Origin of the sequence: Zobellia sp. B3R18, assembly GCF_018860715.1 — a bacterium.
GTDB classification, from domain to species: Bacteria; Bacteroidota; Bacteroidia; order Flavobacteriales; family Flavobacteriaceae; genus Zobellia; species Zobellia russellii.
Genome location: NZ_JAHKQG010000013.1, coordinates 454,575 through 470,358, shown reverse-complemented (window position 1 = coordinate 470,358; position 15,784 = coordinate 454,575). Strand labels below are relative to the sequence as shown.

At 40.0% G+C, this 15,784-nt stretch carries 11 protein-coding genes; 5 read left to right on the top strand and 6 right to left on the bottom strand.

Features of this window, described 5'->3' with window-relative positions:
• Nucleotides 1-13 precede the first annotated feature (13 nt).
• The 6 genes from KO513_RS16420 to KO513_RS16395 all read right to left on the bottom strand — a co-directional run bounded on the left by KO513_RS16420 (nt 14) and on the right by KO513_RS16395 (nt 12,236).
• Nucleotides 14-1,408: a glucoamylase family protein gene (locus tag KO513_RS16420; protein ID WP_215914330.1), complete on the bottom strand. Its 1,395-nt coding sequence runs from the start codon at nt 1,406-1,408 to the stop codon at nt 14-16.
• Entirely contained in the window at nt 1,401-2,768 is a 1,368-nt protein-coding gene (locus KO513_RS16415; RefSeq protein ID WP_215914329.1) for a glucoamylase family protein, read from the bottom strand. The genes KO513_RS16420 and KO513_RS16415 overlap by 8 nt, the downstream gene beginning before the upstream one ends.
• Before the next feature lie 41 nt (nt 2,769-2,809).
• Complete coding sequence (locus tag KO513_RS16410; protein WP_215914328.1) at nt 2,810-4,603, bottom strand: LamG-like jellyroll fold domain-containing protein; 1,794 nt, start codon at nt 4,601-4,603, stop codon at nt 2,810-2,812.
• A gap of 25 nt (nt 4,604-4,628) precedes the next feature.
• Nucleotides 4,629-6,167 (bottom strand): RagB/SusD family nutrient uptake outer membrane protein, encoded by a 1,539-nt coding sequence (locus KO513_RS16405; RefSeq protein WP_215914327.1) that lies wholly within the window; start codon nt 6,165-6,167, stop codon nt 4,629-4,631.
• A 10-nt stretch (nt 6,168-6,177) separates the two neighbouring features.
• Complete coding sequence (locus KO513_RS16400; RefSeq protein WP_215914326.1) at nt 6,178-9,216, bottom strand: SusC/RagA family TonB-linked outer membrane protein; 3,039 nt, start codon at nt 9,214-9,216, stop codon at nt 6,178-6,180.
• A gap of 263 nt (nt 9,217-9,479) precedes the next feature.
• Nucleotides 9,480-12,236 carry a helix-turn-helix and ligand-binding sensor domain-containing protein gene (locus KO513_RS16395; protein WP_215914325.1) on the bottom strand — a complete coding sequence of 919 codons (2,757 nt, stop codon included), beginning with the start codon at nt 12,234-12,236 and terminating at the stop codon, nt 9,480-9,482.
• A gap of 315 nt (nt 12,237-12,551) precedes the next feature.
• On the opposite strand from KO513_RS16395, the gene KO513_RS16390 reads away from it, so the two are divergent.
• The 5 genes from KO513_RS16390 (at nt 12,552) to KO513_RS16370 (ending at nt 15,737) form a co-directional block, all read left to right on the top strand.
• Nucleotides 12,552-13,025, top strand: a complete 474-nt coding sequence (locus KO513_RS16390) for a nucleoside deaminase (protein WP_371735881.1) — start codon at nt 12,552-12,554, stop codon at nt 13,023-13,025.
• Between the two features lie 59 nt (nt 13,026-13,084).
• Complete coding sequence (locus tag KO513_RS16385) at nt 13,085-13,657, top strand: sugar O-acetyltransferase (RefSeq protein ID WP_215914323.1); 573 nt, start codon at nt 13,085-13,087, stop codon at nt 13,655-13,657.
• Between the two features lie 92 nt (nt 13,658-13,749).
• A complete protein-coding gene (locus KO513_RS16380; protein WP_215914322.1) occupies nt 13,750-14,610 on the top strand; it encodes a helix-turn-helix domain-containing protein in 861 nt (286 codons plus the stop codon).
• 87 nt (nt 14,611-14,697) lie between these two features.
• A complete protein-coding gene (locus KO513_RS16375; protein ID WP_215914321.1) occupies nt 14,698-15,348 on the top strand; it encodes a peroxiredoxin-like family protein in 651 nt (216 codons plus the stop codon).
• A 5-nt stretch (nt 15,349-15,353) separates the two neighbouring features.
• Nucleotides 15,354-15,737, top strand: coding sequence for a DoxX family protein (locus tag KO513_RS16370; RefSeq protein WP_215914320.1), 384 nt, complete (start codon nt 15,354-15,356; stop codon nt 15,735-15,737).
• Nucleotides 15,738-15,784: the final 47 nt, after the last annotated feature.

The following is a 15,784-nucleotide window of genomic DNA, read 5'->3' as shown; positions in this document are numbered from 1 at the left end:
TTAAAGTGAATTCCTAATAGGTAAAACCTAAATTATTGAGTCCGCGCTGTACATCTTCGTTTTGCATAAAGAGTTGCCATAACAATCCCGACCTATGGTTCTCAATCATTACTAAAATAGGACCTTGGTCAATGGCCAAATACGCATCGGCTACCCAAAAATCATTTTGCGGACTAAAAGCATCATAAAAACCGGCAGGCCCTAAAAGCTGGTCTTTTTTGCTATAAAAATACCGTAGTGCCTTCATGGATTCCTCTGGTGTGTATGGCATAGAGCTCAAAGCCGCCGTAGGCGAAATTATTCCTGTATCATTGGACGGACTATGGGCATTATAGCCCAAACTTCCATCGGCATCCCTACTGTAACTGGCGGTAAGCCCCCAACAATCTTCCCCATAACCTTTATAACTTTTAGGGTTATCCACGCAGTAGGCGTAATTGATTTTTGCATGGTTAACCGTAGCATCACCATAATTCACAAAGGCATCGGCCAAGTTACTTGGGTCTAGCCCAATATAGGAGTAGTGTGCCCAGAACAATGGCCCGCCTTTTTGGGAACTACCTGCATGGTTAACAATAAGCGGAATTTCATAAGCCGAAGCGCCATTGGCTATAGCACCAATGGACGCCCAACCATTTTCATATGTATCTTTGGTGATAGAAAAATCAGGGGAAGCCGCTGCCATGACATAGGTTATCAATACTTCATTATATCCCTTTAATTCTAAATTGATGTCAAAACCAAAATCAGGACTCCAATGCCAATACAACGTATTTTTATTTTGCGTGAACCAGTCCCATTCAACATCTTTCCAAAGTGCATCTGCTTTTTCGGCCATTGCCTTTTCTTTGGAACTACCCTCCTTTAAGTATTCTTTTACGCAGATAAGCCCCTGCGCCAAAAAAGAAGTTTCAACCAAATCGGCCCCATTATCCTTTTCACTAAAGGGAAGCGTTTTCCCGTTACGCCCATCTAACCAATGGGGCCATGCGCCATGAAACCTGTCGGCATTTTCCAAAAAAGAAATAATCTTAGACAGTCTTTCAACACCTTCGCTACGGGACACGAAACCTCTTTCCATAGCGACCAAAATCCCCATAAGTCCAAAACCGGTGCCTCCAACGGTTACTGTATTGACGTCATTAGATGGTTCTTGGGGATGATACCTTTCACGCGCAGCACCAGATTCCGTTTGGGCAAAATCCCAGAAATATTTAAAAGTTTCTTTTTGGGTCAAGTCGAGAAGCTCCTCATCCGTCAGCTTCACTTCTTCCTCCCCTACTTCCTGTTCGTCCTCAACAGGTGTTTCCGGAAGTTCAGAAATGCCGATTGCACCACCACCTCCATCATCCGAAGCACATGAAACGAATAGTAACGACACCAAAATTGAAACGAATAATTTACTCATTTGGAATATTTTCCGAACTAAAACCTAATTTTTTCAATCCGCTTTGAACATCTGTATTTTTCATAAAAAGCTTCCAAAAAAGTCCGCTTCTATAGTTTTCTATCATTACCGGAATAGGCCCTTGGTCAATTGCCAAATACCTTGGTACGTACCATTCATTTTCTAGACTAAAGGCATCGTAAGGTCCATATTTACCAATCAGGGAATCTTGTTCCGTATACATATACCTCAAGAAGTCCTGACTTTGTTCCGGCGTGTAGGGCATTGAGGAAAGTGCAGCGGTTGGAGAAATAACGCCCAAATCCTTATCAGGTCTGTGGCCTGCATAACCCTTCATGGAATAACTTGAGGTCAACCCCCAAAGGTTCTTTCCATATCCTTTGTATTCATGTGGGTTTTCAACCGCATGACGATACTGAATTAATGCATGGTTTTCGTTTAGTTTCCAATAATCCGCATATTGATCCGTTAATCCCTTTGGGTTCAAACCTAAATAGGAATAGTGCGCCCAAAACATGGGGCCTACTGGAGACCTATCATGCTCATAATGATTCAGCACAGTACGAAGGCCGTAAAAAGTAGTGTCATTTTTAATTCCTCCACTTTTTGCCCAACCTTGCTCATATACTTCTTTATTAATTGCATGTGTAGGTGAAGAAGCCGCCAAGATATACATGACCAGAGCTTCATTATATCCGCCTACGGGAAAGTTCATCTCCCATTTGTATTCTGGAGACCAATGCCAATAAAGTACATTTTCTCCTTTGGTATACCAGTCCCATTCTACTTCTTCCCAAAGTTTTTGAATTCTGGCCGCCAATTCTTTTTCGCGGGCATTGCCCTCCTCAAAGTATTCCTTAACGGTCAATAAACCTTGAACCAGAAAAGCGGTTTCCACCAAATCGCCACCGTTATCCATTTTACTGAACGGTGTCATCTTACCATCGGGCATAAGCCAGTGAGGCCAAGCCCCATGGAAGCGGTCTGCTTTTTCAAGGAAATTTATACTTTTTTCATATCGCTCCAGAGCCTCTTCACGTGTAATAAAACCACGCTCCACACCTACCAAAATGGCCATTAAACCAAAACCTGAACCTCCGGTAGTTATAATATCCTTATCATGCGCGGGATATACATTATCAAGGTGAATACGTTCTCTGGCTAAACCAGATTTAGGTTCCGCTCCTTCCCAAAAATAATTGAACGTTTGTTTCTGAACGGAATCCAATAATTGCTCATCCGTCAGTTCTTGTACAACCTTAGATTCGGCTTTGTTATTTTTATTATCCGTTTTGGAAGGGTTGCCTCCGCAACCCACCAAAAGCGTGCCTGTTACCAAAGCAATTGCGACTAATTTCATATTTTTTTATAAAGTGATTATTGAACTTCTGTTGGGTTTATCTACAGTCCCGAGTTCATAATTTCCTGTATTTCTTCTTTTGTAAGGGCCTTGTCAAATAAACGGAGCTCATCAATCAGGCTTTCGTCTGCCAAGTGGCCCCATTCCGTAAATCTCGGCGCCCCAGAACCTATGGATAGCAAATCACATCCGGACCAATCTATTCCACCACTTATCACGTTTTCCGAAACTATTTCACCATTAATGTATAGAACCGCATTTGAACCTGAAATGGAAAATGCCAAGTGTACCCAATCTGCAGATGTGGGATCTATAGCAGCTAAATCGCCTCCATCTAACCAAGTATCAGCTTCGCCGTTGCCAACATTCAATTTAAACACCTGCCTTGTAGCATCGCCTTCTCTAAAGAAACGGAAACCACTGGTCCTTAAATTTTGCACCTCTGGATAACCTTCCTTTTCCGTGTCTTCTGGAGCCATTACCAAAATACCTCCTCTACCCGGCTCGGCATTTACTTTATACCAAAGTGAGGCACTAAATTCATCTGTAGTAAGACCATTGGAGGGAACTGTAATATATGAATCCGCTGCTCCAGCGTAAGCACCTTCGCCAGCTACACTTTCTTCTGAAAAAGAGGGTGTTCCAACCACATCAGCTTCCATATCCGTAAACAGATTTGTGTATGAACCTTCAAAAGGCATATAGAACATCTCTCCTGGAAAATTAGGCGGATAATTAGACACCACAATACCCGAGTCATCTTGAATAATCTGTTTTACTTCATCTTGGGTAATAGCACGATCAAATATGCGCAACTCATCCATTAGACTTAAATCCGACTTATGATTCCAACCTGAGAAGTTAGGCTCTCCGGACATTATGGAAAGTATATTTACATCCGTCCAATCAATACCCGTTAAAGGTCCTTGAGAAACAATTTGTCCGTCTATATAAACTACCGCTTCCGAACCCGAAATGGTAAAGGCAAGGTTCACCCATTCTTCTGACGCTGGATCTACTTCTGCAGCTTCTCCACCATCAAACCAAGAGTTTCCATCTCCCAAACCAACATTTAACTTATAGCGTTGTTTGCCATTGGCATTTTCCCTAAAAAAGCGAAAACCACTGGTCAACACATTTCCTCCACCATCATTTAAAGGTGGACTCATAGCCAAAATACCTGCACGGTCCGGAACCGCATTTAATTTTACCCAGAAAATAGCACTCAATTCCGTATTCTTAAATCGTTCTGTATCTAGGGTCAAATAGGCCCCTTCCGCTCCTGCATAAGCGCCATCTCCCGCTAGACTCTCTTCGCTAATGGAGGGCGAACCTATTTGTTGTGCCTCTTCAAAACTTAACAGGTCTACATATCCACCTTCAAAAGGCATATATAAAATTTCACCGGGGTATTTTCTAATGTAGGCCGGTTCTTTAGTGAAATTAACAACTTCACTTGTGGACTTACCATCCAAATCTTTGGCAATAACCGTAAGCTGATGCGTTCCATCTTCAAGTTGGTCGTACACTAAATCATTTACGATCAACTTACGGTAGTCTTTAAAACTATTGTAATTGCCTATTCTATTACCGTCAAGCAGTACTTCTACAGACCCCAACTCAATATCATCTTGAGCCTGAAATTTTACCGTAATCGTGGCCAGTTCCTCGTTTACTTTTACCGCAAGACCTTCTGCAGGCGAAGTAATGGTTATGACCGGAGCAGAAGCGTCTGCACCCGGATCAACCTCGGTTAACGCGTCTATACCTTGATCACAGCTATAAAAAAGTGCAGTGAGCATCAAACATGATAGTATATATTTTACATTTTTCATCTTTCTGTTTTGTTAGTTGATTAGATTAATTGTCCAATACAGGAAACTGGTCTACCTGTGGCTGAGGGTAAGGAAGAAAAGTTTTCTCCTCTGTAAACGTGCGGCCATCGTACGTAAGCTCATCATACCTTTTCAGGCGAATCATATCATAGTAGCGCTTGCCCCATTCCATAGCCAACTCGGCAAACTTCTCATCAACAACTTGATCCAAGGTTACACCGGACAAAGCGGGCAATCCGGCTCTTTCCCGAACCAAGTTTACCGCTTGATCAGCAGACATTGCCGAACCTGTGGCCCCATGTGTAAGTGCTTCGGCATACATCAATAAGATTTCGGCATAACGGATGACGTTATTATTCTTGTTACTTCCGTAATCGGTTCGTCCTTCAACCAATTGATTAGAAGGCAGGTAGTGCTTTCCACTTGAAAAATAACCTCGGGCAAAATCATTTATAACATCACCGTCTCTAGTAACTTTGTTCATAAAGGCGGGCAAATCAGTATATGCAGGGTCAGTCTGTAGTTCGGCTATACCTCGTTCCGTAAAAAGTACACTCGTTTCCAAACGTACGGTTTCACCACGGTCTAACATGAACTTGATAAATTTAAAACTAGGCTCAAAGAACCCCCATCCGCTATTGGAACCTTCTACTGCGGGCGTCCAATTTTGTGGACCATAGGGAGCGTATAAATGTGCAAAACGATCACCCTCACCTTGATTAAAATCCGAGTACTGTAAATCAAGAATGCTCTCGTTACTCAATTTTCCGGGCGTTTTAAAAAGTTCATAAAAATCCGGATAAAGGCTGAATTTTCCCGATGCTATAATCTGCCCGGCAGCATCTGCAACCACTTGATAATTCTCTAATTCTTGATTGGCCAAAGCTTTAATAGCCAGAGCTGTATACTTGGTAACACCGCCTTTAAGATCAGTTCTTTCATTGGGCCGCATATCCGGTAAAACCGGAATAGCCAAATCCATCTGATCAGAAACGTGTTGCATAACTTCTGCCTTGGTAGGTAAAGTCTCTACTTCTAAAAGTAGCTCCGTATCCGAAGATTCAGGAATAAATATATCTCCATATACCTGTGAAATCTGAAATAACATCATTCCGCGTAGTACCTGAATCTCTGCTATATACTGGTTGCCCAATGCAATTTCAGTATCTGTTCCAAATTCTTGGTATCTGGCAATCTGCTCCATAGCGGTATGTGCCGAAATAACATCTGCATAAATGTTTTCCCAAAGCGAGTTTACCATCCAATGGTCCTTGCTGTAATTAAACTTGTCCATTTCCGTAAACTCGGGCTGATCGCCAAGACCACCGGAATTAACATCGTCTCCACGTACGGAAATAATCAGGGGTTGTTCCCATCCCCTGGAATAATAGGCCTCATATGCCCCAACGGTAGACAGCAGCATCCTCGATGCATCCGTAAAGTCCGTTCCTCCGGCAAAATTATTGTTCAGTTCAGGTTCGTCCAATTTATCTGTACATCCCCAAACGGCCAGAACCAAAAGCAACACTAGGGAAGGTTTTGAGATTTTTTGTAATAGTTTCATAGTGCTATTTTTATATTTTAATATTTACTCCTACCGTATAGATAGCAGGTATTGGGTATGTATCATTATCTACGCCATTAGGTACTTCCGGGTTAAACCCGTTGTAGTTGAATACCGATAAAGGTTTCTCTGCCGTTACGTAAATACGGGTTCGTGGCAGTCCTTTTATAGCCCCATCCTTATTAATGGTATAGCCTAAAGTGATGTTCTGAATTCTAAAGAAGTCGCCATTTTCGATAAAGAAATCGCTTAACTGTTGATTCCAACCTTTTCTAATACCTGCGGAAGAAGGATAACTATTGGAAGTACCCTCACCATGCCACCTGTTCAGCGCAAAATCACGGTCCCAATTGGTATCATTGGTAAAGATGACCTCGCCACGTTTACGATTTAGAATTTTGTTTCCACCTTGACCTAATGCCGCAGCAGAGAAATCCCAGCCTTTATAGTTAAAGCCCACATTAAAACCATAGGAATAGGTTGGCAAATAGTTGCCCAACATAACGCGGTCATCTGCAGTAATACCCTCTACGCCATCTTGATCTTTAAATTTCAAGTCTCCGGGTACAATGGTCCTACCATTGGCAATTTCTACCTGAGCAGCAGGATCCGCAGCTATTTCTGCATCATTCTGATATACACCATCAACCTCAAGACCAAAGAAAGAAAAGACAGGGTCTCCCACTCGGGTACGTTGTCTGAACTCTGCAGAACCGGTATCAATATTCAATTGACGGTCCGTATCCAGTACTTCATTTTTTAAGGATGAAAAATTAGCACCCAACGAGTAACTGAAATCATCCGAAACTTGATCGTTCCAGTTTAAGGCTACCTCAAGACCTTGGTTTCTTATTTCACCCACATTCTGCCGGGTTGCATCAGGAATCAAAGGCACTTCAATAGGAATTACGGCATCCTTGGTATCCCTTACATAATAGTCCGCTTCCAGCGAAAGCCTATTATTTAGAGAACGCGCAGATATACCCACATTCGTTTCTTCCGTAACTTCCCATTTAAGAGCCGTAAAATTACTTGTAGTATTTACCCCGTTCACCATAGTATCACCAAAGGCCGTAGTTACTACCGTAGAAGTAATAGCACCCTCACTACCAGGTACTTTATCATTACCTAGCTTACCCCAGCTACCACGGAATTTAAGAAAATCGAAAACGCCATTGTTTTGCATGAAGTCCTCTTCGGACAACACCCATCCTGCACCAAAAGTTGGAAAATACCCCCATTTTTCTTGGTACTTGTTGGTGCCATCTGCACGGTAGGTACCGTACAACAGGTATCTGTTATCATAGTTATAGGAAACTCTACCAAAGAACGATAGACCATACTCACGGCGGCCGTCATCCTTAACATCATCTTGTACTATTGTCTGTGCTTGATCTAAATAATAAGCCTCTTCTCCTGACAGTGGAAAGTTTAACCCTTTAGCCTCCAAGCGCTCAAAAGATTCATCCCTGAAGGAAGAACCTCCCAGAACGGTTAGATTGTGTTTGCCAAAAGATTCGTTATAGGTTAAGGTGTTGTCCCAAATTTGATTTGAATACGTATCGTTACGCTTTAAAAGCTCTGCATTTTCCCGTTGAAAACCGTTTCCTATAAAGTAAGGCAAACGCACCTCTCTACGCTCAATGGTTTCAAAATTATGATTGTACGCTGTCTTAAAAGTCAATTTTTCAGGAATGAAATGTACCTGGGCATAAAAATTGGCCAGCACATTTCTGATTTTAGACCGTAGTTCGCTATTATCCATGGTCGGGAACGGATTCTGTCCGCCACGATATCCCAAATCCTGTGCATTTGCATAATTTGTAGGGAATACATTTTCGTTACCCGCCAAATTTTCATCATATACCGGAAGAATAGGAACCGCGTAATACGCCAACCGAAATGCAGAGTTTTCCGCATCGTAACGGGTTGCGTTACTTATTACCATATTTCCACCAACGGTTAAATTATCGTTTACCTTAAAATCTATCTTACTTCTAAGGTTAAAGCGTTCGTACTCATTTTTCATTTTAAGAATACCTTGTTGCCCAAAATAGTTGGCACCAATGGCATAGGTAGCATTATCACTACCACCCGTAACTCCCAAACTATGGTTTTGAATCAGGGCCGGTCTCAAAATTTCGTCGTACCAATCTGTATTTACATTGGGTACATTTGGGTTGATTCTGCTACGGCCGTAGCGTTGCATAGCATTATCTATAAATTGAATGTCAGGTGTAGAACCGGATTCTTGCGCCAAGGTCACGAATTGCTCCGAATTGGCCAGTTTTAACACGTTCTGTGCCACTTGGAAGCCCGAATACCCATCATAAGTAATCTCGGCTTTCTTATTGTATGCTCCAGATTTAGTTTCTATGAGCACTACCCCATTGGCTGCACGTACACCATAAATAGCAGCAGCCGAAGCATCCTTTAATACCGAAATAGAAGTGATGTCCGCAGTATTTAAAAAGTCTATATCATCAAAGAACATCCCATCCACTACGTAGAGCGGACCAGAAGCACCCGTATCATACGAACCTATACCACGTACACGTATTGTTGGGCCTTGACCGGGACTTCCATTGCTTACCACCTGTAGACCCGCAACTTTACCTTGTAAAGCCTGCATAGGTGAACCCGTTGGTGTAGCGGCCAGTTCCTCTGCCTTAATTGTGGTAATGGAAGACGTAAGGTCTTTTGACTTCATTTCGCCATAACCAATAACAACTACCTCATCTAAAGCTTGAGCATCTTCCGATAAGGTAACATTAATACTTGCTTGCCCGTTCACGGCAATTTCTTGAGATGTAAAACCGATATAGCTTACAACTAAGGTTGCATCTTCTTCTACACCGTTGAGCGTGTAGTTTCCATCAAAATCGGTTTGGGTTCCTGTTGTGGTACCTTTTAAAACGATACTTGCTCCCGGTAACGGCTCCCCATTGGTATCGCTTATTATACCCGTAACAGTAATTTCATCTTGGGCAAACAATACCAGTTGAAAGAGAAAGAAGCATATCGATAAAATAATGTTTCTTATTTTCATAATTGTCTAAAAGTTGAGTTATAAATTTATCAATCTGTTAAATTCAAGCACAAGTTATCAAAAGGACTTCCTCACATTTTTGAGAAAGGGTACATAAAAAGTACATCAGTCTTAATAACGGGTCCAAACCCCGTAACACACGTCTTTTGCAGTAGTCCTAATGTTAAGTAATCATTAAACTTTAACATTGTGATGTAGTGTTGATGTAGTGGTATAATCTAATGAAAATTAGATATGTAAGAATTGTATGGTTATAATACCCTCTATCTGAACTTAATTAGAAAGTTGGATAGGTTTTGTGAGCTATCAATACCCAATTTCTTTCTTAATCTGTACCTATGTATTTCTACGCCCCGTATGGAAATAGCCATAAGAGGTGCTATTTCCTTACTGGATAAATTCATTTTTAGATAGGCACAAAGCTTCAAATCTTTAGGAGTCAATTTTGGGAACTGCTGTAATAAATTATCAAAGAAGTCATCGTGAAGTTCCTTGAAATTGACTTCAAAATTCTTCCAATCTTCATTCTCGTTAATAGACCCATCCAATTTTTTGGTCAGCGAACGGTAACGTTGTTTGTTTGGGAAAGCATCCTTGTTCAAGACCATTAAATCCTTTAGCTCTAGAATAAGCTCGTTCTTTTTGGCTACGCTCATTGTGGTTCGGGCCAATTCCGTTTGTTTATGTTTTATTTCTTTCTCCAGTTTTTCTTTCTCCAATTGTGCCAGACGTTCTTCCTGCTCCCGCTGCAGTTGAATTTTTAAAATCTTATGTTTTCTTTTTAATTTTTGTCTGTTGTACCATCGTACGCCCAAAACAATCAAAATTAAAATCAATGCATACCCTATCATACTTAATCTAGAGAGGTACCAAGGAGGTGCTATGGTAAAGGAAATAGTTCTAGGACTGCTCATTCTGTTATCCATAGTAACAGAGTGCACCTTCAACTTATAATCCCCATGAGGCAAGTTTTGAAATTCCACTGTACCTTCTGTACGGTATTCCTTCCGCTCCAAAGGGCCTTTTAGTTCATAATAGTATCTGGGCTGCACCATACTAGGTACAGATAACTGAAATTTTAATTCATGCGCGTTGGTATAGGGCACCTCAAAAACGGAGTCCTTAACGGCATACCTCATCTGATTATCTTTAAAATAGTTGAGCTCCGGGACCGGAATAGCACTTGTACTTAATTGTCTTTGTAATTGAGCAATGTTCATTTTTGCAAAACCATCACTCAACGTTAGAAGGTAGATAGAGTCATTACGTTTTACCCCTCGCTCCATATCGGGCATTAAGCGTTGGTTCAATTGCGTTTCGCTAATGGCTATGGTGTTATTCCGCAAATCGGTATACAGAAGTTCCTTGGTATCAGCATCCTTTAAAAACCAAAAGTGCTCGCCATCTGAGTAAATAAGCGATTTGTTGGTAAAAGGTTCAAACTCATCTAGAGTCGCTATTTTCCCAACTAGCGGGTCGTATTTGAACCAATTGCCTTCACTTTGTATTACAATTTGGTTTTTAATACGATACAACCTTACGTTGTAAACATTGGGTAATACAGTGGTGTCAAAAGCTATTTTCTCCTCCACCTGGCTTAAATCTCCATTCAGTTTAAAACGAAAGAGACCCTTATAATGGTGCGCTGCCCAAATGGTACGATTGTCTTCAAAACACAATTGTTTTACCGGAAAATCTATTCCTGTAACCGTACTTACGTTCCACCCATTACCGGAATCCTTTATATACTTGGTTACCCCAGTATAGGTACCTTGCAAAAAAACATTGTTCTTTTCTGGAACCTTTACAAATTGATAACCCCCGGCACGATCGGATATTTTGGTAAGTTTCTCTCCATCTACTTTATAAGTTCCCGTATTATGGCCGGCCAAAATATCATTGGCAATTATTTCCAGGTCCCAAACATGGCCTTGTGAACCTTCAAAAAATTGAAGTTCATTATCCTTAAAATAGTAAATACCCGTATTGCTACCCAAATACATAGAGTTGTCCTGTATTGCAACATCATGAGTTGTACCCAGGGCTCCTGTATGATCCGTATAAAATGTTATAGCCGAGTTAACTTGAATGCGGTCCATACCACTCTCCAGACCTACCCAAAATTGATTGTTAAATTTAGCTAGGGATAAAACCGTATTGTTCTGAAGTCCTGTTTTTCTATTCAAATTACGATAGGACCTTGAAGCGGAATCAAAAAGATAAATTCCGTTTTTAATGGTTCCAAAAGCAATTTCACCCGTCTCCAAAGCAATCAGCTTGTTGAGCTGATATTTCTTTAAAAGGCTGTTCATATCTTTATCCAAGGGTACAAACTGCCCGTTTTGGTATACTAAGGCACCGTTTAATTGTGTGCCAATGAGTAATCCACCTTTAAAAGGCGTCATATCTGTTACCGTCTGGTCTTTAAGTACGTCATCATTTCCTATGGGTTCCAACTTTTCTCCATTCAAAACATACAGTCCCATGTTTTTGGCCGCTACGTAAACCTTGCCATCATATACGGCCAGCCCCGTAATCACAAAATCAGGGTCTACTACCGTAATTCGCCCCTCTTCATACTTGTAAAGAGCCGAAAACGACCGAAAGTAAACAACCTCCTCAACAGGTAGAATCTGCCAAAATTCTTCACTTGTAAACGTATGGCCTTTAATTAAATGGGTAAGCGAGGTATAATCAAGCTCTCCCGTTGTGGTAGTTTGCCAATACCCGAATTCCTCATAGGAGCCTGTGTAAACCCTATCTTTTACTGCAGCTACCGATCGTACAATTGTAGCATTGGGTAACTTGTTCAAAATCCACTCCTCACCATTAAAAGAAAGCAGCCCCTTGTCATTGGCTGAAAAAACGTGACCTTTTTCATCTACGGTCAACCCCCAATTTTGGGCTCCCGCATTGTATTCAAAAACTTTATAATTATAAATGGGCGGCAATAAGGTTTGAGTGCTTGAGACCCATGGTAATAGAAATAACAAAAAGCATATATAGTATCCGTTTCTCATCTACATTAATTTCTTTTCATGTTAACAGAAGTAGCGCTAGTATATTCGCACTATAAAAGCAAAGATAAACAGTTTAAAGAAGCTTATAAGTACGGGTAAAATAATCAGTGCCTCTCTTTAGTGGAGATTGTTCAACAAAACACAATACAGATGAAGGAAGGAAAACGCCCTGAAAACGGGTAGAATTATGTAATTTTGCCCATTGTACTTTGAAGATATAAGCTGTTTATTGAGAAAATACAGGGTATTTCACACTTTATACACTCCGTTGTATCTGGAGATGTATCACAAACACCTATTTAATTTATGAATATGATGAAAGAACATGAAGTTTTTATGCGCAGGGCTATTGAAATGGCGTCCAAAGGAATGAACTCAAATGCTGGTGGCCCATTTGGCGCCGTAGTGGTGAAGGATGGTGAAATCATTGCCGAAGGCCACAATAAAGTAACCTCTACGAACGACCCTACCGCGCATGCAGAAATGGTAGTCATTAGGGAAGCATGTAGTAAATTGAATAGTTTTCAACTAACGGATTGTATAATTTACACCTCTTGTGAGCCCTGCCCTATGTGTTTTGGAGCTATTTACTGGGCAAGACCTAAAGCGGTGTACTACGGCTGTGATAAGGCCGATGCCAAAGCAATAGATTTTGATGACCAATTTATCTATGACGAATTAGATAAAGAAATGGGAGATAGACAAATCTATTTTAAGCAAATGCTACAAGATGATGCCGTTCAAGTTTTTAATAACTGGGCAGAAAAACACGATAAAACTAAGTACTAGTGTTGCCACCTAAAATTTATATTCTATTTAAAGAAGCTTTCCATTGAATCTAGACGACTATGACCGAAAAAGAAAAGATGCTCAATGGCGAAGTTTATGATTCACGTGACGCGGAACTTCTTAAAATGTATCATAGGGCCCGTAAATTATTACAAGCCTATAACACTTTGGACTCAGAACTATTAGAAGAGAGGGAGCGACTTTTAAACGAGTTACTTGCTAAAAAAGCTGCTGGCGTATGGATAGAGGCTCCCTTTTTCTGTGACTACGGAAGTAATATTTCTATAGGCCAAAACACTTTTGTCAATACCAATTGCATGTTTATTGACAACAATACAATTTCTATTGGCGAAAACGGGTTAATTGCACCTTTTGTACAAATCTACACCGCTACTCACCCCATTAAAGCCGCAGACCGGGTTATTGAAGAGGCACAGAGGTTCCGTTATTTAACTCACGCCAAACCCGTTGTAATTGGTGATAATGTATGGATTGGGGGCAATTCTATTATTTTTCCCGGGGTAACTATTAGTAACAACGTAACCATAGGTGCCGGAAGTGTTGTAACCAAAGACATCCCTAATGATGTGCTAGCTTATGGCAACCCGTGCAAAGTAATTAAAGCCCTTTAACCAAAAGTATTTCTTTATCATTCTTTATAGCTGACCATTAGAAAGGTTTTGGTCTATTCTACGACCCATCTGTAAATCTATACGATTTAGTTATGCCACAGGAAATAGAGAATATAGTTTTCTCAAGATTTGTAAATCAACCCGTTCCTTTTGAGCTGATTTCACTACAAGAACTCTATGATAGATGTGGGCGAAGTTCGTATGACCTTTCCGTTCCGCATAGAATAGAGTTTCATTGTTTAATTGTAATAACAGCAGGGACAAGCACGCACAAAGCAGATTTTAAAGAAGAGCTATTATTTCCCGGTATTATTCTTCCTATTACAAAAGGACAAGTACATTCTTTCAATAAAGACCTCACCGTAGAAGGCTATGTTGTTTCTTTTGATGAGACATTTATAATGCATAACATGAGTGAGAAAAACCTATTTCACTTCTTGCACGTTTACCATTCACCATGCGTACATATTGGCCAAGAAAATTTGAGTATCATTCAGCCTTATATAGAAATTCTATCCACAGAACTTAACAGTGAAAAATTAAACTTAAAATCCGAGTTTTTACAATCGGCATTTATGCTTCTTCTGCTTCAAATTAAACGTTTATCTATCTACAAACACAAGACTTTTGAGAGTCAAAAATTTAAGGATTTCATCAAATTCAAACAGCATATCTGTACGCATTATAAAGAAAACCATAATGCTAAAGAGTATGCGCATATGATGCAAGTAAGCTATAAGTACTTAAATGATATTTGTAAAGAAATAACAGGAAACACTGCAAAAGTCTTTATAAACAATTGGCTACTTCTAGAAATAAAACGAACTATTTCCGAAAACAAATACTCTTCTCAGGAAATTGCCTATAGGCTAGGCTTTAAAGAACACTCCAATTTTATTAGGTTCTTTAAAAAGCATACTGGCACTACTCCAAGTAAATTTAAAATTACTTAAAGGGTTAGATATTGACTATTATTAAAAAAGGAAAGATAACTCAAAACAAAGGTGTCCATCTAATTTTGTCCTTATAAAACTAGTTAAATGACACTTTTAGAACAGACAGAAAAGGTACGCCAAAATGTAATGAACAGGATGCCACAGCCTATTATTGAAAACTTTAAAAACGATATTCAACAACTTCGCGAAAACAAGCTAAGAGAAAAAGCCCTACAGATAGGAGACCATATACCAAATGCCCTTCTCACCGATATTACAGGTAACGATTTTCAGCTAGCAAGTCTTCTTTCTACAGATTATTTGATACTTAATTTTTATAGAGGGGGATGGTGCCCTTATTGTAATATGGAACTTAGGGAGTATGAACGGTTAAAAACCGAATTTCAAAGTTACGGGGCGAACATTTTGGCCATTAGTGCAGAGGTTCCGCAATTAGCGGCACAGACCCACGCGAAAAATGAAATCACTTTTCCGCTTGCTACGGATAAGAATGCTGTATTCATGAAAGAAGTAGGCATCGTATTTTCCATAAGTGAAAAAGCTCAAAAAGACTTCGTTGGTTTTGGCATGGACTTTAAAAATATACATGGAAATGAAAACTTTGAACTTCCTGTACCGGCCATTTATGTAATTGATAAAAATTTAAAAATAGCTTTTGTACACATTGAAGAAGATTATATGACCCGTTTAGAACCCACAGAACTATTGAAGAAACTTAAAAACAACGAAATTTAATTCAAATGAAAAAAGACAAAACCATTTACTGGGTATCAACAATCTTACTATGCCTTTTATTTATAATGGGAGCTATGATGTATCTATTCAATTATCCAAGGGCTGAGAGTTTCTTTATTAGCTTAGGGTTTCCCACATGGATAATCTATCCTTTAGCGGCCCTAAAAATAATTGCTCCTATTGTTATTCTTGTGCGAAAATCCCTTTTCTTAAAAGAGCTTGCCTATGCAGGTTTTATTTTTGACGCATTATTGGCTCTAGTTGCACATCTAATGGTACGTGATGGCGAATATATGTTCGCCATTCTAGCGCTAATTTTTACCGTTGTATCCTGGGTTTACGATAGAAAAGTATTTGGCAGGTTAAAACAACAATTTACTGTCCACTAAATAACTCACCCCCAATATTGTTTCATTAAACAAAGGGAAAGACCGTA

Excerpts from the sequence above, each read along its gene's own strand:
- KO513_RS16400 (WP_215914326.1), bottom strand. The coding sequence starts at position 9,216 with ATGAAAATAAGAAACATTATTTTATCGATATGCTTCTTTCTCTTTCAA.
- KO513_RS16375 (WP_215914321.1), top strand. The coding sequence starts at position 14,698 with ATGACACTTTTAGAACAGACAGAAAAGGTACGCCAAAATGTAATGAAC.
- KO513_RS16415 (WP_215914329.1), bottom strand. The coding sequence starts at position 2,768 with ATGAAATTAGTCGCAATTGCTTTGGTAACAGGCACGCTTTTGGTGGGT.
- KO513_RS16390 (WP_371735881.1), top strand. The coding sequence starts at position 12,552 with ATGAAAGAACATGAAGTTTTTATGCGCAGGGCTATTGAAATGGCGTCC.
- KO513_RS16385 (WP_215914323.1), top strand. The coding sequence starts at position 13,085 with ATGACCGAAAAAGAAAAGATGCTCAATGGCGAAGTTTATGATTCACGT.
- KO513_RS16395 (WP_215914325.1), bottom strand. The coding sequence starts at position 12,236 with ATGAGAAACGGATACTATATATGCTTTTTGTTATTTCTATTACCATGG.
- KO513_RS16420 (WP_215914330.1), bottom strand. The coding sequence starts at position 1,408 with ATGAGTAAATTATTCGTTTCAATTTTGGTGTCGTTACTATTCGTTTCA.
- KO513_RS16380 (WP_215914322.1), top strand. The coding sequence starts at position 13,750 with ATGCCACAGGAAATAGAGAATATAGTTTTCTCAAGATTTGTAAATCAA.
- KO513_RS16410 (WP_215914328.1), bottom strand. The coding sequence starts at position 4,603 with ATGAAAAATGTAAAATATATACTATCATGTTTGATGCTCACTGCACTT.
- KO513_RS16370 (WP_215914320.1), top strand. The coding sequence starts at position 15,354 with ATGAAAAAAGACAAAACCATTTACTGGGTATCAACAATCTTACTATGC.
- KO513_RS16405 (WP_215914327.1), bottom strand. The coding sequence starts at position 6,167 with ATGAAACTATTACAAAAAATCTCAAAACCTTCCCTAGTGTTGCTTTTG.